The sequence below is a fragment of the Massilia polaris genome (assembly GCF_012927275.1).
Classification (GTDB): Bacteria; Pseudomonadota; Gammaproteobacteria; order Burkholderiales; family Burkholderiaceae_D; genus Telluria_A; species Telluria_A polaris.
Window position 1 is genome coordinate 145,759 of sequence record NZ_JABBGG010000007.1, and the last position, 18,279, is coordinate 164,037.

The following is an 18,279-nucleotide window of genomic DNA, read 5'->3' on the forward strand; positions in this document are numbered from 1 at the left end:
GCAAATCATATGTCTTCTGGAAGAGTGGCCGCGCCACGTCGCAGTCGCGCACGTCGCAGTGGCGCATCAGTCCAATTGGGAGAGCACAATGTACCAACATATCACCGTCCCGGCCGATGGCCAGAAAATCAGCGTCAACGCCGATCTGTCGCTCGCGGTCCCGGATAATCCGATCATTCCCTTCATCGAAGGCGACGGCACCGGCATCGACATCACCCCGGTCATGATCAAGGTGGTCGATGCCGCGGTGGCCAAGGCCTACGGCGGCAAGCGCAAGATCAGCTGGATGGAAGTGTTTGCCGGCGAAAAGTCGACCAGCGTGTACGGCCCGGACGTGTGGCTGCCGGAAGAGACGCTGGACGCGGTCAAGGACTACGTCGTCTCGATCAAGGGCCCGCTGACCACGCCAGTCGGCGGCGGCATCCGTTCGCTCAACGTCGCCCTGCGCCAGCAGCTCGACCTGTACGTCTGCCTGCGTCCGGTGCGCTACTTCGCCGGCGTGCCTTCGCCGCTGAAACAGCCTGAGAAGACCAACATGGTCATCTTCCGCGAGAACTCGGAAGACATCTACGCCGGTATCGAATACCAGCAGGGTTCCGAAGCCGCCAAGAAGCTGATGGACTTCCTGGTCAAGGAAATGGGCGTCACCAAGATCCGCTTCCCTGAGACGTCGGGCCTGGGCATCAAGCCAGTGTCGATCGAAGGCACCGAGCGCCTGGTGCGCAAGGCGATCCAGTACGCGATCGACAACGACAAGCCTTCCGTGACGATCGTCCACAAGGGCAACATCATGAAGTACACCGAAGGCGGCTTCCGTGACTGGGCATACGCGCTGGCACAGAAGGAATTCGGCGCTGAGCTGATCGACGGCGGCCCATGGTGCAAGTTCAAGAATCCAAAGACCGGTCGCGAGATCATCGTCAAGGATTCGATCGCTGACGCGTTCCTGCAGCAGATCCTGCTGCGTCCGGCAGAGTACAGCGTGATCGCGACCTTGAACCTGAACGGCGACTACATCTCGGACGCGCTGGCGGCCCAGGTTGGCGGCATCGGCATCGCGCCAGGCGCAAACATGTCGGATTCGGTTGCCATGTTCGAAGCGACCCACGGCACCGCGCCCAAGTACGCAGGCAAGGACTACGTGAACCCGGGTTCGCTGATCCTGTCGGCTGAAATGATGCTGCGTCACATGGGCTGGCTGGAAGCGGCTGACCTGATCATCGAATCGATGCAGAAATCGATCGCGTCGAAGAAAGTCACCTACGACTTCGCACGCCTGATGGAAGGCGCTACCCAGGTTTCGTGCTCGGGCTTCGGCGACGTGATGATCGAAAACATATAATTGCTCCAGCTACCTGCCGCGGTGCGGCAGGGTGGCCGGCAAAGCCCCGTACCTCGCTTGAGGGCGGGGCTTTCTCGTGGGCGCTTGATTATTGTGCATGCAATAATCGGGCTTCGCGGCGTGGAGGGCTTATGGACGAGAATTCGAAGTTCGGGCAGGTCGGGCGGTTCATATATGAGTTCCAGCGGGTCAGGGCGACGCTGGCGGGGCTGTACCTGATGCTGGGGGATGGCGCGCCGGAAGTCGAGCATCCAGAGATGGCGTTGACGGAACTGGCCAGCCGCACCGCAACCTTGTTTGCGCAGCGGCGGGCAGCGGATGTTGTCGCTGTTTCAGGCTTTAACGCGGTGATCGAAATCGTCCAGAAGTATGGGGCGCGACTTGATGAATTGCTGGGTCGTGTCGACCTGGACAATGTTCCGGACGAGGCGGAAATCCAGGGCCTGCTCAGCTGTCAGCATGAACTGGAGCGTTATCAGCGTTTGCTGGCTTCTACGCCGGATGAACGTACTGGCCCTATGATTTAATGAAGGAGCCAACAGGAACCGGATCGTATCGAGCAGTTGATGAAGGCCGCCTAATCCATTGCATCAGCGGCTCGCCGTCATCGTCGATGACGGTTCCACCGGCCTCAAATCCGAGCGATTGCACCACACGCGCCGAGCCTGCGTTGTCGGGATTTATCTGTGCCAACACCGTAACCACGTCGAGCGAGGCGAACGCAATCCGCACCAGCTCGCTTACCGCCGCGGTCGCAATTCCCCGCTTGCGGCATGACGCAGCAACGCCATAGCCAATCTCAACGCAGCCGTCGGCCGGTTGATCCTTGAAGCCGCAGGCCCCGACAATGCTTGAATCCGCATCGCGCACGATCAGGAAGGTGCCGCACCAGTCCGCGCTCTTTCCCGTATCCAATTGACGCAGCGACCGAGCCGCCACGAACGCAGGCGGCAGCGCGCCATCGGCAAGCTTGCCAGGTAGCGCGGCGGGAATGGCGCCGGCGGCAAGAGCGCGCAGGTCGGCAGGGGAGAGGGAATAGAGGGAAATAGTCATCGCGCGAAAAAAACCCCGCCGGAAAAGCGGGGTTTTTCACACCAAGTTCGCTTTGATTAAGCGGACTGGATGTTGGAAGCTTGCTTGCCTTTAGGGCCTTGCGTGACTTCGAACTGTACTTTTTGACCTTCTTTGAGGGTCTTGAAACCGTTCATGTTGATTGCGGAAAAGTGTGCGAACAGATCCTCGCCGCCGTCATCTGGAGTGATGAAGCCAAAGCCTTTGGAATCATTGAACCACTTAACTGTACCTGTTGCCATAAAAGAACTTTCAAATATAAACAAATCACACGAGCCATAAAAGCAAGAAGCTTCTTGCCCCCTCCTCAGCTGCTCCCATCTTATCAACAAGTACATAAGTACGAGTCAATATCCGCATTGTTCGCGGAATCATTTTTGAAGTCAAGGGCTTTTGTAAGAAATTGTCATTTCTGCCACGTCAGTTCAAAAAGCAACTCTTGATTTCCTGAATCGGGTCGCCATCTGCGCTTAGTCTTAAAACCGCGTAAGATGGGAAAACAAATGAAATTGGCCTGATGTTTACACAGTGCATCATCGTTGAAAACCTTAGAATAAGCGTATGGCAACCAAGCAAGATACCGAACAAGTGCTGGAACGGCAGGTGGTCAAGCCGCCGCCGCTATACCAGGTAGCACTGCTGAATGATGACTATACCCCGATGGAATTCGTCGTCGCCATCATCCAGGAGTACTTCAACAAGGATCGCGAGACGGCGACGCAGATCATGCTTTCCGTTCACCGCCACGGTAAAGGAGTGTGCGGCGTGTTTTCCAAAGATATAGCGTGTACCAAAGTGGAGTTTGTATTAACGCATGCGCGCAAGGCGGGGCATCCCCTGCAGTGCGTGATGGAGGAAGTATGATTGCGCAGGAACTTGAAGTCTCTTTACACATGGCCTTTGTCGAAGCCCGGCAGGCACGGCACGAATTTATTACTGTAGAGCACCTGCTGCTGGCGCTGCTGGACAATCCGTCCGCGGCCGAAGTCCTGCGTGCCTGCGCGGTCAACATTGAAGACCTGCGCAAAACCCTGACCAATTTTATCGGCGATAACACGCCGACCGTTCCAGGTACCGGCGAAGTCGATACCCAGCCTACGCTCGGATTCCAGCGCGTGATCCAGCGCGCGATCATGCACGTCCAGTCGGCCTCGAACGGCAAGAAAGAAGTTACCGGCGCCAATGTGCTGGTCGCCATCTTCGGCGAAAAAGATTCGCACGCGGTCTACTACCTGCACCAGCAGGGAGTCACGCGCCTTGACGTGGTGAACTTCATTTCCCACGGCGTCCGCAAGGACCAGCAGGTCGACAGCCAGAAGGCATCCGAAGGCGTCGAAGAAGCCCAGGTCGAAGGCCAGACCAAGGAAAGCCCGCTCGACCAGTTCACCCAGAACCTGAACAAAGCCGCGTCCGAAGGCAAGATCGATCCGCTGATCGGCCGCGAAGACGAAGTCGACCGCGTCATCCAGATCCTGTGCCGCCGCCGCAAGAACAACCCGCTGCTGGTCGGTGAAGCCGGCGTCGGCAAAACCGCGATCGCCGAAGGCCTGGCCTGGCGCATCACCCAGGGCGAGGTGCCTGATATCCTCGGCAACGCCATCGTCTACTCGCTCGACATGGGCGCGCTGCTGGCCGGCACCAAGTACCGCGGCGACTTCGAGCAGCGCCTGAAGGCCGTGCTCAAGCAGCTCAAGGACGCGCCGAACGGCATCCTGTTCATCGACGAGATCCACACCATCATCGGCGCCGGTTCGGCGTCGGGCGGCACGCTGGACGCGTCCAACCTGCTCAAGCCTGCGCTGTCCAACGGCCAGCTCAAGTGCATCGGTGCGACCACCTATACCGAGTTCCGCGGCGTGTTCGAAAAAGACCACGCGCTGTCGCGCCGCTTCCAGAAGGTCGACGTCAACGAGCCGACCGTCGAGCAGACCGTGCAGATCCTGCGTGGCCTGAAGTCGCGCTTCGAAGAGCACCACGGCGTCAAGTATTCGTCGTCGGCGCTGTCGACCGCGGCTGAACTGGCGGCCCGCTTCATCAACGACCGCCACCTGCCGGACAAGGCCATCGACGTCATCGACGAAGCCGGTGCGGCGCAACGCATCCTGCCGAAGTCGAAGCAGAAGAAAACCATCGGCAAAACCGAGATCGAGGACATCATTGCCAAGATCGCGCGTATTCCGCCGCAGACCGTCAACCAGGACGACCGCAGCAAGCTGCAGACCATCGACCGCGACCTGCGCAACGTCGTGTTCGGCCAGGACCCTGCGATCGATGCGCTGTCGTCGGCGATCAAGATGGCGCGCGCCGGCCTCGGCAAGACCGACAAGCCGATCGGCTCCTTCCTGTTCTCCGGTCCTACCGGCGTCGGCAAGACCGAAGTGGCCAAGCAGCTGGCGTTCATCCTCGGCATCGAGCTGATCCGCTTCGACATGTCCGAGTACATGGAACGGCACGCGGTCAGCCGCCTGATCGGCGCGCCTCCGGGCTACGTCGGCTTCGACCAGGGCGGCCTGCTGACCGAAGCCATCACCAAGAAGCCGCATGCGGTGCTGCTGCTTGACGAGATTGAAAAAGCCCACCCGGACATTTTCAACATCCTGCTGCAGGTGATGGACCATGGCACGCTGACCGACAACAACGGACGCAAGGCCGACTTCCGCAACGTGATCATCATCATGACCACGAATGCCGGCGCGGAAAGCCTGACCAAGCGCTCGATGGGCTTCACCGATTCGAAGGCGGCGGGCGACGAGATGGCCGACATCAAGCGCATGTTCACGCCTGAGTTCCGCAACCGTATCGACGCGATCATCAGCTTCCGTGCTCTGGACGAAGAAATCATCCTGCGCGTGGTCGACAAGTTCCTGATGCAGCTGGAAGAGCAGCTGCACGAGAAGAAAGTCGAAGCCGTGTTCACCGAGAAGCTGCGCAAGTTCCTGGCGAACAAGGGCTTCGATCCGCAGATGGGCGCACGTCCGATGGCGCGCCTGATCCAGGACCTGATCCGCAAGGCGCTGGCCGACGAGCTGCTGTTTGGCCGCCTGGTCAACGGCGGGCGCATCACGGTCGACATGGACGAGAACGACAACGTCGTGCTCGAGTTCCCGGAAGGCGACGCGATGCCGCCGCCAGCAACGGCCGAGACGGTCGAAATCGAGTAAGCGCGCAAGCGCAAACGGAAAGCCCGCTACGACAGCGGGCTTTTTTTCGATTGAAGAGTCGTCCGGGTTCGGCGTCGTTCCCGCGAACGCGTGAATGACGGGCAAACTTAAACTCTAAGCATGCCTTCAACGCACGTCACTGAATACCCACCAACCTCAATTGCGTCCCCGATCGCCAGTCCGATCTGCCCATCCCGTCCCACCGCAGCCCCCTGCGAGGCCTGGAACGCCCCACCAAAGCGTCCCACTTGACCGGTATGCCGGATAAACGCCCCCACGCTCCCCGAGCCGCTGCCGCAAACGGGATCTTCATTAATCCCATGCGCCGGCGCGAACGCCCGGATCTCGATACGCGCCGCGCGCCCATCCACGTGCGGCCCAAAAATCACCACTCCCGTGTGCCGTCCCTCTTTGTCCTGCTCCTTCATGCGCACAAAGTCCGGCCGCGCATCCAGCACCGCTTGCGCGCTGTCGAGCTGCGCGATCACCCAGCGTGCGCCCACATCGACCAGGCACGCAGTGCGATTGCGATCCACGCGCACACCAAGCAGCGCCTCCAGCTCATCAACCTGCGCCGCGTCCAGCGGCGTGATGCCCGGCTCCGGCAGACTGAAGGAAATCGACTGCGCCCCATCCGCTCCGGCTTCCACCTTCAGGCGTATCAGCCCCACGCGGCACTGCTGCACCAGCACGCCATCCTTTGCCTTCACCAGGCCCGCTTCCAGCAGCGCGTGCGCGGTGCCGATGGTCGGATGTCCGGCGAAAGGCAACTCAGCGTGCGGTGTAAAAATGCGCACGTGGTCCTGCCATGCACCCAATGAAAAAACTCGCCGCGGCCCTGTTGGCCACTGGCCTCTTCAGCGCCGTCCACGCCGCCGACAAAATCGCCGTCGACCTCGCGCTCACACAAGCCACCATCATCGACGTCGCCGCCGGCACCCGCGCCAAGGGCCAGTCGGTGCTCCTGAAAGGGGACACCATCGTCGCCGTGATCAAGGACGCCGAACTGAAAAACTACGCGCCGAAGAAGATTATCAAACTGCCCGGAAAATACCTGATGCCCGGCCTGTGGGACACCCACGTCCATTTCGGCGGCGGCGAGGCGCTGATCGAAGAGAACAAGCAGCTGCTGCCGCTCTACCTCGCGCACGGCATCACCGCGGTGCGCGACTGCGCAGGCGACCTGTCCGACACGGTGCTCTCTTGGCGCCAGCAGATCGCGGCAGGGAAAATGGCCGGCCCGACCATCTTCGCCTCCGGCCAGAAGCTCGAAGGCATCAAACCGCTGTGGAAGGGCACGATTGAGGTCGGCACGCCGGCGGACGTGAGCCGCGCGCTCGACCAGCTGCAGTCGCAGAAGGTGGACTTCGTGAAGATCACCGAAAACACCATGACGCCCGAGATTTATCTCGAAGCGCTGCGGCAGGCGAAGGCGCGCGGCATGCGCACCTCGGGCCACCTGCCGGGGCAGATGCCGCTCGCGCGCGCCTTCGACGCGGGCCTCGGCACGGTGGAGCACCTGAGCTACCTGCTGCGCGCCACCACGCCGCGCGAAGCCGAACTGGCGCAGCAGGTCGCCGCCGGCAAGCTCAGCGGCCGCGAAGTCAACCGCCTGAGCATCGAGAGCTACGACGAAGCCACTGCCCGTGCGGCCTTCCGCCACATGGCCGCGCGCGGCACGGCGGTGGTGCCGACGCTGTCGGTATCGCGCATCACGGCCTACCTCGACCAGGAAGACCATAGCCACGACAGCTACCCGCAATACATCGGCAAAGGCCTGCGCGAGACCTATGAATGGCGCGTCAAGCGCGCCGCCCAGGACAGCCCGGACGCGATCGCGCTGCGCCACGCGGTCTATGAAAAATCCGCCGCGCTGCTGCCGATGCTGGCGCAGGAAGGCGTCAGCATCATCGCCGGCACCGATGCGGGATTCCTCAATTCGTTCGACTATCCGGGGCAGGCGCTGCACGACGAGATCGCGCTGTATGTCAAACATGGCCTGACTGCGCAGCAGGCGCTGCAAAGCGCGGTGGTCAACGGACCGCGATTCCTCGGCAAGCTGGATCGCTACGGCAGCGTCGCACCCGGCAAGGCCGCCGACCTGCTGGTGCTCGATGCCGACCCGCTGACCGATATCGGCGTCACGCGGAAGATCCGGATGGTCGTCAGCCGGGGCGAAGTCCACGACCGCCAACGGCTGGACACCATGCTGGCTGACGTAAAACGCTGGGTCGCCAGCCAGCGCTAAGCGCGGGCGTGCCGGATTCGCAACACTTCGGGAAGGTGGTGCAATTTTGTATTTACCTGGTGCTAACGCGGCGCTAGGATAATTGGCTTCCATCCGTCGTTTGTGTTGTCCCTTCGCCCGAGGTGAACACCATGCGCAATTCGTCGAGCTATCTGGCCGCGTCAGCCATCCTGATGTCGTGTGTCGTCAACATCGCAGCAGCGGCGCCGCCGTCCGCCGCGACGCTGGAACGGGGCAGGTACCTGATGAACGGCGTAGTCGCCTGCGCCAACTGCCACATGGCCCGTGGGCCCAAGGGGGAGTACCTGATGGACAAGGGCCTGTCCGGCGGCATGCCGTTCGACGACAGGATGTTCAAAGCCTATGCGCCCAATATCACCCAGGACGGCGAAACCGGCATCGGCAGACTGACCGATGCCCAACTGGCCAAGGCCATCCGCGAAGGCATCCGCCCGGACGGAAGCGTCATCGGCCCCCCGATGCCCATCGAGTTCTACCGGCACATTTCCGACGACGACCTGGCCGCCATCATCGCGGTGTTGAAGGTGGAACCGGCTGTGCGCAGCGCGGTCCCGAAAAGCCGGTTCAACTTCGCGCTGCCTCCGGCCTACGGCCCGCCCGTCATGAGCGTCAAGGCGCCATCGCGTGCCGACAAGGTCAAATATGGTGAGTATCTGGTGGCCATTGGCCACTGCATGGAGTGCCATACGCAGCGCGACCAGAAGGGGATGCTTTTGATGTCCAGCCTTGGCTCGGGCGGGCGCGTATTCCCCGGCCCGTGGGGCGAGAGCGTGTCGCGCAACCTGACGACGCATGAGAGCGGCCTGAAAGGCTGGAGCGATGCGCAGATTTCCAAGGCGGTGCGCGCCGGCGTCAACCGCGATGGCGCGCCGTACAAGCCGCCGATGGCCTTCCAGCATTACCAGAATATCGACGACGCCGACATGGCGGCCATCACCGCCTACCTGCGTACGCTGCCGCCCCGGCCGTTCGGCAAGTAGGCGAGGGCGGCAGGTGCGGCCTAGATCGCGGCGAGCGCGGCGCGCAGGTCGTCGCGCTGGTCCTCCAGGTCCTCGATGCCGACCGACAGGCGGATAAGTCCGTCGCCGATCCCCAGTGCGGCGCGCTGTGCCGGCGGTATGGTCGCATGCGTCATCAGGGCCGGATGCTCGATCAGGCTTTCGACGCCACCCAGGCTTTCGGCCAGTGTGAACACCTCGCAGCGTTCGAGGAAGCGGCGCGCCCCGGCCAGGTCGGTGTCGAGGTCGATCGAGATGATGCCGCCGAAACCGTTCATCTGGCGCCGCGCCAGCGCATGCTGCGGATGCGACTCCAGTCCCGGGTAAAACGCCTTGCGCACCTTAGGCTCGCGTTCCAGCCACTGCGCCAGCGCCAGCGCATTGCTGCAATGCCGCTCGATCCGCAGCGCCAGCGTCTTGATCCCGCGTAGCACCATGAAGCTGTCGAACGGCCCCTGGATCGCCCCCACGGAATTCTGCAGGAAACCCAGTTGCTCCGCCAATTCGCGCTGATGCAGCTCGCTGCCCACCACGGCAACGCCACCGATGATGTCCGAGTGCCCGTTCATGAATTTGGTCGTCGAGTGCAGCACGATGTCGAAACCGAATTCCAGCGGACGCTGCACGATCGGGCTGGCGAAGGTGTTGTCGCACACCGAGATGATGCCGTGCTCGCGGCAGATGTTCGCGATCGCCTCGAGATCGGCCAGCTTGAGCATCGGGTTGGTCGGCGTCTCGACCCACACCATCCGCGTTCCGGGCTTGATCGCCGCCAGCAGGGCGTCGGTCGAGGTCAGGTCGACATAGCTGAAGTCATGCCCTGCGCTGCGCCGCCGCACGCGCTCGAACAGGCGGTAGGTGCCGCCATACATATCGTCGCCCGCGATGATGTGCGATCCGCTGTCGGCCAGTTCCAGCACGGTCGAAATCGCGGCCATGCCCGATGCAAACGCAAACGCCTGCGAGCCGCTTTCAATATCGGCCACGCAGCGCTCCAGCGCCCAGCGGGTCGGGTTGTGCGAGCGGCCGTAGTCGAGCCCCTTGTGGACGCCGGGACTTTGCTGCACGAAGGTCGACGTAGCGTAAATCGGCGGCATCACCGCACCGGTGCTCGGGTCGGGCGACTGGCCGCCGTGGATGACGCGGGTGGCAATGTGCTTCTTGTTCGATTCGTTCACGATAGCGTCCTGCGAAGGTGGTTGAGTAGGTCGAAGCGGGTGATCAGCCCGAAAAAGTGGCCGTCGTCGGTAATCACGGCGGTCAGGCCCAGGTCGATTATCTCCCGAAGCTGCTGCATGCTGGCGCCCGCACGGAGCGTGCGCAATTGCGCCGTCATGGTGCTGCTCACCAGGTCGGAGAATTTGCCGCCTGCCGTGGTCACATGCAGCAGCAGGTCGGATTCGTCGATCAGGCCAACCAGCTTGCCGTTGTCGATCACCGGAAGCTGCGCCAGGTCGGCGCTGCGCATGCGGTTGAACGCGGTGAGCAGGTTGTCCGACGGCGCCACCGTCACCACTTCGCCTTCATCGTAGCGGCGGCCGATCAGGTCGCGCAGGTCGCCGAGGAGAGGGCGCTTGAGCAGGCCCTGGTCGACCATCCAGCCGTCGCTGTACACCTTGGTCAGGTAGCGGGTGCCGGTGTCGCACACGAAACTGGCCACGCGCTTGGGCGTGGTCTGCGCGCGGCAGTAGCGCAGCGCCGCGGCCAGCAGGGTGCCGGTCGACGATCCGCCCAGGATGCCTTCTTCGCGCAGCAGCAGGCGCGCGCTGTGGAAGCTTTCCTCATCGCTGATCGTGTAGGCGCGGCGCACGCGCGACAGGTCGGCGATGCCGGGGATGAAGTCCTCGCCGATGCCCTCGACCGCCCACGATCCCGACACGTCCGACAGCTTGCCGGTTTCGACGTACTCCGCCAGGATCGAGCCCTTCGGGTCGGCCAGCACGAACTCCAGCTCCGGCTGCACCGCGCTGAAGTAGCGCGACAGGCCGGTGAGGGTGCCGCCGGAGCCGACGCCGACGACAATCGCGTCGAGCCGTTCACCGCTCTGCCGCCACAGTTCCGGCCCGGTGGTGGATTCGTGGGCATAGGGGTTGGCCTGGTTGTTGAACTGGTCGGCGAACCACGCGCCGGGAATCTCGCGCGCCAGCCGCGCGGCGTAGTCCTGGTAGTACTCGGGATGGCCCTTGCCGACGTCCGAGCGGGTCAGGTGGATCTCGGCGCCGAGTGCCTTCAGGTGCAGCACCTTTTCGATGGCCATCTTGTCGGGGACGACCAGCACCACGCGGTAGCCCTTGATGCGCGCGACCAGCGCGAGGCCGATGCCGGTGTTGCCGGCCGTGGCTTCGACCACGACCCCGCCGGGCCGCAGGCTGCCGTTCGCCTCGGCCGCTTCGATCATGGCGCGGCCGATGCGGTCCTTGATCGAGCCACCGGGGTTTTGCGATTCAAGCTTCAGGAACAACTGGCACGGACCGGTGTCGATGCGCGTGACTTCCATCAGCGGCGTGTTACCTATTAGTGAGAACAGCGCGGGTTGCGGCGATTGCGGCATTGATTTCTCCATGGCCGCGGCTCGCCTCGTGAGCGGCGCGGCGGTAAAAGGAGCCATTTCCTGGCGTCCTTAATTGTGTAATGGAATGTCTCCTGCAGGTGATCAGGAGGATTTTGCGCCGATTTTGGCGAGTGTGCATTGACGCGCGCGGAAGCGCGCGCGCCCTCCCGGGTGCGGGATTTATGCGGGACAACAGGACGGAACGACGGCGGGGTACGAGTAGTTCAATTTTATTCCTGGTTGGGTGGCGATGACACGGACGTGAGTCTAGTGACTGCCGGAAGCAAATCCAACCAAGAAATTCTGCAATGCTTATCTGCGCTTACGCGGTCTTGCGCAGCTTGCGCCACAAGGTGGTGCGGCTAATGCCGAGGTACTGCGCGGCATCGTCGCGCCGGCCGCCGAAACGGGCCAGCACGTCTTCCACCGTTTCGCCATCCGGCGCCGCGATAACCGGTGCGGCTGGTGCGGGATCGAGCGCCTGCCGCGCGAGTTCGGGCGCGACGGACAGCATGAACGCCGGCGTCAGCGCCTGCAGCGGCTCGTTGGCGAGGAACAGGGCCAGCCGCTCCGCGAGGTTGCGCAGCTCGCGCACATTGCCTGGCCAGTCGTAGCGTTCGAGCAGCGGCGCGCAGGCGGCGATTTCCGCATGCAGGTTCGGATGCGGCCGCGCGCCCAATGCCGCCAGTGCGTTCTTCAGCGACCACTCGGCCAGCACACGGATGTCGGCAGGGCGTTCGCGCAGCGGCGGCAGCGCCATGCGCAGCACGGCAAGGCGGTAGAACAGGTCGGCGCGGAAGCGTCCCTCGCGCACGCGCGCTTCGAGATTGCAGTGGGTCGCGCTGATCACGCGCACATTCACCGCGACAGGCCGCGTGCCGCCCACGCGCACCACTTCGCGTTCCTCCAGCACGCGCAGCAGGCGCGTTTGCAGGGCCAAAGGCATTTCGCCGATCTCGTCGAGGAAGAGGGTGCCTCGGTGCGCGGCTTCGAACAAGCCGGCGTGGCCGCCGCGGCGGGCGCCGGTGAATGCGCCTTCTTCGTGGCCGAATAATTCGGATTCCAGCAGCGACTCCGCAATCGCGCCGCAATTCACGGCGACGAAAGGCCGGTTGGCGCCGAGGCTGCGCGGCCCTTCGCGATGGATCGCCTGCGCCACCAGCTCCTTGCCGGTGCCGGTCTCTCCCTGGATCAGCACGGTCGCCGGCGACCGCGCGTACAGCACAACCGACTGGCGCAGCTTCTCCATCGCAGCCGACTCGCCACGCAGGTCGTTGAGGCCGTGCTTGGCGCGCAGCGTGTCGGCAACCACGGCGCGCGGGCCACGGTTCGATTCGAGGTGGGTCAGGCGCGCCATCTCGAGCGCGTCGTCGAAGGCCTGGCGGATCGACGCGGCCGAGTAGACGAACACGCCGGTCAGGCCGGCTTCCTCGGCCAGGTCGGTAATCAGGCCTGCGCCGACGATGACCTTGATGCCCGCGGCCTTCAGGTCGTTGATCTGGGCGCGCGCATCTTCTTCAGTGACGTAGGTGCGCTGAGCGATCGGTACGCCGAAGGTCGCGCCGAATTCGGCCAGCTCCGGCAGCTGTTCCTGGTAGGTGATCACGCCGATACGGTCCGACACGCGCCGCGCCCGCGCCAGCGCCTGCATCACGTCGAAGCCGCTGGCCTTGGCGATCACCACCGGAACCGATACGCGCCCCTTCAGGTAGGCCGCGTTGGAACCGGCCGCGATCACGACGTCGCAGCGGTCAAGCGCCATGCGCTCGCGGATATGGCGCGCGGCGTCGTCGAAGCCGAGGTTGATCGGCTCGATCGAGGCGAGGTGATCGTATTCCAGCGTGATGTCGCGGAACAGGTCGGACAGGCGCGACACCGATACCGTCCAGATGACCGGCTTGTCGTTTGCTTCGGCGGGAATGCGGGGTTGATAGCTCATGTTTCAATTCTACCTCATTCGTTTCGCCATGTTTCATATGAAACGCTAGTTGAAACATTTGGGTGGTATTGCCATGCGAATAATATTTGCATGATTTTCTTGCAAGGCATTGAATATTCGACGTTTTCCTCAAGAATTCAAACAGGTGACGGTGCCGGTTGCCGGTGGCACGCACCTTGCAATAGAAGGGTATCACCGTTACCGATGCAACATCACAGGGGAGTACACAATGAAGGAATCACCAGGCGCGCTGTTCCGCCGCGCAGTACAGGAAGAATCGCCGCTGCAGGTCGTCGGCGCCATCAACGCAAACCACGCATTGCTGGCCAAGCGCGCCGGCTTCCGCGCGATCTACCTGTCCGGCGGCGGTGTCGCGGCCGGTTCGCTCGGCCTGCCTGACCTGGGCATCTCGAACCTCGACGACGTGCTGACCGACGTGCGCCGCATCACCGACGTGTGCGACCTGCCGCTGCTGGTCGACGTCGACACCGGCTTCGGCGCATCGGCCTTCAACGTCGCGCGCACCGTCAAATCGATGATCAAGTTCGGCGCGGCCGCGATGCACATCGAAGACCAGGTCGGCGCCAAACGCTGCGGCCACCGTCCGGGCAAGGAGATCGTCACCAAGCAGGAGATGGTCGACCGCATCAAGGCCGCGGTTGACGCGCGCACCGACGACAGCTTCGTCATCATGGCGCGCACCGACGCGCTGGCGGTAGAAGGCCTGGAGGCCGCAATCGAGCGCACCATCGCCTGCGTCGAAGCGGGCGCCGACATGGTCTTCCCTGAAGCGATCACCGACCTGGCCATGTATTCGCAGTTCGCGAAAGCGGTCAAGGTGCCGGTCCTCGCCAACATCACCGAGTTCGGCGAGACCCCGCTGTTCACCACCGAAGAACTGAAGGGCGCCGATGTCGGCCTGGTGCTGTATCCGCTGTCCGCCTTCCGCGCCATGAACAAGGCTGCCGAAAACGTGTACGGCGCGATCCGCCGCGACGGCACCCAGAAGAACGTGGTCGACACCATGCAGACCCGCATGGAGCTGTACGAGCGCATCAACTACCACGACTTCGAGCAGAAGCTCGACGCGCTGTTCGCAGCGCAGAAAAAATAATTCGTCCATGACTACTGGAGATTCAAACATGAGTGAGCAAACCGCAGCGCCAGGCTTCAAGCCAAAGAAATCGGTAGCACTGTCCGGCGTCGCCGCCGGAAATACGGCCCTGTGCTCGGTCGGCAAAACCGGCAATGACCTGCACTACCGCGGCTACGACATCCTCGACATCGCCGACAATTCGGAATTCGAAGAAATCGCCTACCTGCTGGTGCATGGCAAGCTGCCGAATTCGGCCGAACTGGCAGGCTACAAGGCCAAGCTGAAATCGCTGCGCGGCCTGCCGCAGGCGGTCAAGGCCGCGCTGGAAGCGCTGCCGGCGTCGAGCCATCCGATGGACGTGATGCGCACCGGCGTATCGACCTTGGGCTGCGTGCTGCCTGAGAAGGACGACCACAACCCGCCAGGCGCGCGCGACATCGCCGACCGCCTGATGGCGTCGTTCGGCTCGATGCTGCTGTACTGGTACCACTTCAGCCACAACGGCAAGCGCATCGACGTCGAGACCGACGACGACTCGATCGGCGGCCACTTCCTGCACATGCTGCACGGCGTGAAGCCGCCGAAGAGCTGGGAAAAGGCGATGCACACTTCGCTGATCCTGTACGCGGAACACGAGTTCAACGCCTCGACCTTCACCTCGCGCGTCATCGCCGGCACCGGTTCGGACATCCACTCGGCCATCACCGGCGCGATCGGCGCGCTGCGCGGACCGAAGCACGGCGGCGCCAACGAAGCCGCGCTCGACATCCAGAAGCGCTACGAGAACCCGGACGAAGCGGAAGCGGACATCCGCAACCGCGTCGCCAACAAGGAAGTCGTGACCGGCTTCGGCCACCCGGTGTACACCGTCTCCGACCCGCGCAACAAGGTCATCAAGGAAGTCGCGCGTTCGCTGTCGCGCGATGCCGGTTCGTTGAAGATGTTCGACATCGCCGAACGCCTTGAGACCGTGATGTGGGAAGTGAAGAAGATGTTCCCGAACCTGGACTGGTTCTCGGCCGTGTCGTACCACATGATGGGCGTGCCGACCGCGATGTTCACGCCGTTGTTCGTCATCTCGCGCACGTCCGGCTGGGCCGCGCACGTCATCGAGCAGCGCATCGACAACAAGATCATCCGTCCGAGCGCAAACTACGTCGGCCCGGAAGACCTGCAATTCGTGCCGATTTCGGCCCGTAAGTAATGTTTCGCCGCCGTTTCCGTACGCGGGAACGGCAGCAGAGGGATTAATCTATGAACACTGGCAACCGCAAACCCCTGCCGGGCACCAAGCTCGATTATTTCGACACGCGCGCCGCGGTCGAAGCCATCCAGCCTGGCGCCTACGACAAGCTGCCGTACACGTCGCGCGTACTCGCCGAGAACCTCGTGCGCCGCTGCGACCCTTTGATGCTCACCGCATCGCTCAAGCAGATTATCGAACGCAAGCGCGACCTCGATTTCCCATGGTTCCCGGCACGCGTGGTCTGCCATGACATCCTCGGCCAGACCGCGCTGGTCGACCTCGCGGGCCTGCGCGACGCCATCGCCCTCGAAGGCGGCGACCCGGCCATGGTCAACCCGGTCGTACCGACCCAGCTGGTGGTCGACCACTCGCTGGCAGTCGAGTGCGGAGGCTTCGATCCTGACGCGTTCGAAAAGAACCGCGCCATCGAAGACCGCCGCAATGAAGACCGCTTCGACTTCATCAACTGGACCAAGAAGGCGTTCAAGAACGTCGACGTGATCCCGCCGGGTAACGGCATCCTCCACCAGATCAACCTCGAGCGCATGTCGCCCGTGATCCAGGTGAAGGATAGCGTCGCCTTCCCGGATACGCTGGTCGGCACCGACTCGCACACCCCGATGGTCGACGCGCTCGGCGTGCTCGCCATCGGCGTCGGCGGCCTCGAAGCCGAAAGCGTGATGCTGGGCCGCGCGTCGTACATGCGCCTGCCCGACATTATTGGCGTTGACCTGACCGGCAAGCCGCAGCCAGGCATCACCGCCACCGACATCGTGCTGGCGCTGACCGAGTTCCTGCGCAATTCGAAGGTCGTCTCGTCCTACCTCGAGTTCTACGGCGAAGGCGCATCGCACCTGACCCTGGGCGACCGCGCCACCATCTCGAACATGGCGCCGGAATTCGGCTCGACCGCGGCGATGTTCTACATCGACGAACAGACCATCAAGTACCTGAAGCTGACCGGCCGCGAGGACGAGCTGGTGAAGCTGGTCGAGACCTACGCGAAGGAAACCGGCCTGTGGGCGGACAGCCTGAAGAACGCCGAGTACGAGCGCGTACTGAGCTTCGACCTGTCGTCCGTGGTGCGCAACATCGCCGGCCCGTCGAACCCGCACAAGCGCGTGCCGACGTCCGAACTGGCGGCGCGCGGCATCAGTGGCGTTGTTGAAAACGAGCCGGGCCTGATGCCTGACGGCGCGGTCATCATCGCCGCCATCACCAGCTGCACCAACACCAACAACCCACGCAACATGATCGCCGCCGGCCTCATCGCGCGTAACGCCAACAAGCTTGGCCTGACGCGCAAGCCGTGGGTAAAGAGCTCGCTGGCGCCAGGCTCCAAGACCGTCGCGCTGTACCTGGAAGAAGCAGGGTTGATGCCGGAGCTGGAAAGCCTGGGCTTCGGCGTCGTGGCGTTTGCCTGCACCACCTGCAACGGCATGAGCGGCGCGCTCGATCCGGTCATCCAGCAAGAGATCATCGACCGCGATTTGTACGCCACCGCTGTCCTTTCGGGTAACCGTAACTTCGACGGCCGCATTCACCCGTACGCCAAGCAGGCCTTCCTGGCTTCGCCGCCGTTGGTCGTGGCCTATGCGATCGCGGGCACGATCCGCTTCGACATCGAGAAGGACATCCTCGGCACCGACGCAAGCGGCAAGCCGATCCGCCTGGCCGATATCTGGCCATCGGACGAAGAGATCGACGCCATCGTCGCATCGAGCGTCAAGCCGGAGCAGTTCCGCAAGGTGTACACGCCGATGTTCGCGATCCAGGCAGACAATGGCGAGAAGGTCAGCCCGCTGTACGACTGGCGCGAGCAGAGCACCTACATCCGCCGTCCGCCGTACTGGGAAGGCGCGCTGGCCGGCGAGCGTTCGCTGACCGCCATGCGTCCGCTCGCCGTCCTTGGCGATAACATCACCACCGACCACCTGTCGCCGTCCAACGCGATCATGCTGAACAGCGCAGCGGGCGAGTACCTTGCCAAGATGGGCCTGCCGGAGGAAGACTTCAATTCGTACGCGACCCACCGTGGCGACCACCTGACGGCGCAGCGTGCGACGTTCGCCAATCCGACCCTGATCAACGAGATGGCGGTTGTGGACGGCAAGGTGAAGGCTGGTTCGCTGGCGCGTGTTGAGCCGGAAGGCACTGTGACGCGCATGTGGGAAGCGATTGAGACCTACATGGAGCGCAAGCAGCCGCTGATCATCATCGCTGGCGCGGATTACGGCCAGGGTTCGTCGCGTGACTGGGCTGCCAAGGGAGTGCGTCTGGCCGGTGTGGAGGCGATTGCCGCTGAAGGGTTCGAGCGTATTCACCGTACCAATCTGGTCGGGATGGGTGTGCTGCCGCTGGAGTTCAAGGCGGGCGTGAACCGTTTGACGCTGGCGCTGGATGGCACCGAGACGTATGACGTGATCGGCGAGCGCACGCCGCGTGCGACGTTGACGCTGGTTGTCAACCGCAAGAATGGCGAGCGGCTTGAGGTGCCGGTGACATGCAGGCTCGATACCGCGGAAGAGGTGTCGATCTACGAAGCGGGTGGGGTGCTGCAGCGATTTGCGCAGGACTTCCTTGCGTCTTCAGTCAAGGCGGCGTAA

The 18,279-nt window shown here is 63.1% G+C and carries 15 protein-coding genes; 9 read left to right on the plus strand and 6 right to left on the minus strand.

The genetic code is table 11. The features are described 5' to 3' along the window. The first annotated feature begins 88 nt into the window (after positions 1–88). Complete coding sequence (gene icd, locus HHL21_RS13765; RefSeq protein ID WP_169466778.1) at positions 89–1,342, plus strand: NADP-dependent isocitrate dehydrogenase; 1,254 nt, start codon at positions 89–91, stop codon at positions 1,340–1,342. A 131-nt stretch (positions 1,343–1,473) separates the two neighbouring features. Continuing rightward, positions 1,474–1,869, plus strand: coding sequence for a hypothetical protein (locus tag HHL21_RS13770; protein WP_169466780.1), 396 nt, complete (start codon positions 1,474–1,476; stop codon positions 1,867–1,869). Here HHL21_RS13770 and HHL21_RS13775 read toward each other — a convergent pair. Together HHL21_RS13775 and cspE are read right to left on the minus strand one after the other, a co-directional pair. After that, entirely contained in the window at positions 1,859–2,395 is a 537-nt protein-coding gene (locus HHL21_RS13775; protein WP_169466782.1) for a GNAT family N-acetyltransferase, read from the minus strand. The two genes, HHL21_RS13770 and HHL21_RS13775, sit on opposite strands and share 11 nt — an antisense overlap. A 56-nt stretch (positions 2,396–2,451) precedes the next feature. Further along, on the minus strand, positions 2,452–2,655 hold the full coding sequence (gene cspE, locus HHL21_RS13780) for a transcription antiterminator/RNA stability regulator CspE (protein ID WP_008446468.1): 204 nt from the start codon (positions 2,653–2,655) through the stop codon (positions 2,452–2,454). 319 nt (positions 2,656–2,974) lie between these two features. Between cspE and clpS the strand changes: the two genes are divergently transcribed. Together clpS and clpA are read left to right on the plus strand one after the other, a co-directional pair. Further along, positions 2,975–3,277: an ATP-dependent Clp protease adapter ClpS gene (clpS, locus tag HHL21_RS13785; RefSeq protein WP_119811538.1), complete on the plus strand. Its 303-nt coding sequence runs from the start codon at positions 2,975–2,977 to the stop codon at positions 3,275–3,277. Next, positions 3,274–5,574, plus strand: a complete 2,301-nt coding sequence (clpA, locus tag HHL21_RS13790) for an ATP-dependent Clp protease ATP-binding subunit ClpA (RefSeq protein ID WP_169466784.1) — start codon at positions 3,274–3,276, stop codon at positions 5,572–5,574. Before clpS ends, clpA begins: the two co-directional genes overlap by 4 nt. Positions 5,575–5,681: 107 nt before the next feature. Here clpA and HHL21_RS13795 read toward each other — a convergent pair whose 3' ends face one another. Further along, a complete protein-coding gene (locus tag HHL21_RS13795; RefSeq protein ID WP_370659727.1) occupies positions 5,682–6,371 on the minus strand; it encodes a PhzF family phenazine biosynthesis protein in 690 nt (229 codons plus the stop codon). Positions 6,372–6,391: 20 nt separating this feature from the next. On the opposite strand from HHL21_RS13795, the gene HHL21_RS13800 reads away from it, so the two are divergent. Further along, complete coding sequence (locus HHL21_RS13800) at positions 6,392–7,822, plus strand: amidohydrolase family protein (protein WP_229496409.1); 1,431 nt, start codon at positions 6,392–6,394, stop codon at positions 7,820–7,822. A 131-nt stretch (positions 7,823–7,953) separates the two neighbouring features. Continuing rightward, positions 7,954–8,823 (plus strand): c-type cytochrome, encoded by an 870-nt coding sequence (locus HHL21_RS13805; protein WP_169466790.1) that lies wholly within the window; start codon positions 7,954–7,956, stop codon positions 8,821–8,823. Positions 8,824–8,843: 20 nt separating this feature from the next. On the opposite strand, the gene HHL21_RS13810 is transcribed toward HHL21_RS13805, so the two are convergent. The 3 genes from HHL21_RS13810 to prpR all read right to left on the minus strand — a co-directional run bounded on the left by HHL21_RS13810 (position 8,844) and on the right by prpR (position 13,331). After that, on the minus strand, positions 8,844–10,019 hold the full coding sequence (locus HHL21_RS13810; protein ID WP_169466792.1) for a trans-sulfuration enzyme family protein: 1,176 nt from the start codon (positions 10,017–10,019) through the stop codon (positions 8,844–8,846). Next, a complete protein-coding gene (locus HHL21_RS13815) occupies positions 10,016–11,392 on the minus strand; it encodes a pyridoxal-phosphate dependent enzyme (protein WP_169466794.1) in 1,377 nt (458 codons plus the stop codon). The genes HHL21_RS13810 and HHL21_RS13815 overlap by 4 nt, the downstream gene beginning before the upstream one ends. A 322-nt stretch (positions 11,393–11,714) precedes the next feature. Next, a complete protein-coding gene (gene prpR, locus HHL21_RS13820) occupies positions 11,715–13,331 on the minus strand; it encodes a propionate catabolism operon regulatory protein PrpR (RefSeq protein WP_169466796.1) in 1,617 nt (538 codons plus the stop codon). A gap of 229 nt (positions 13,332–13,560) precedes the next feature. On the opposite strand from prpR, the gene prpB reads away from it, so the two are divergent. From prpB to acnD, 3 genes are read left to right on the plus strand one after another with little or no spacing between them, the layout of a single operon-like run. Continuing rightward, entirely contained in the window at positions 13,561–14,445 is an 885-nt protein-coding gene (gene prpB, locus HHL21_RS13825) for a methylisocitrate lyase (RefSeq protein WP_169466798.1), read from the plus strand. Positions 14,446–14,473: 28 nt separating this feature from the next. Continuing rightward, the gene (gene prpC / locus HHL21_RS13830) at positions 14,474–15,631 is read left to right on the plus strand and encodes a bifunctional 2-methylcitrate synthase/citrate synthase (RefSeq protein WP_169466800.1); all 1,158 of its coding nucleotides are present in this window, start codon (positions 14,474–14,476) and stop codon (positions 15,629–15,631) included. A gap of 50 nt (positions 15,632–15,681) precedes the next feature. Continuing rightward, positions 15,682–18,279 (plus strand): Fe/S-dependent 2-methylisocitrate dehydratase AcnD, encoded by a 2,598-nt coding sequence (gene acnD, locus HHL21_RS13835; protein ID WP_169466802.1) that lies wholly within the window; start codon positions 15,682–15,684, stop codon positions 18,277–18,279.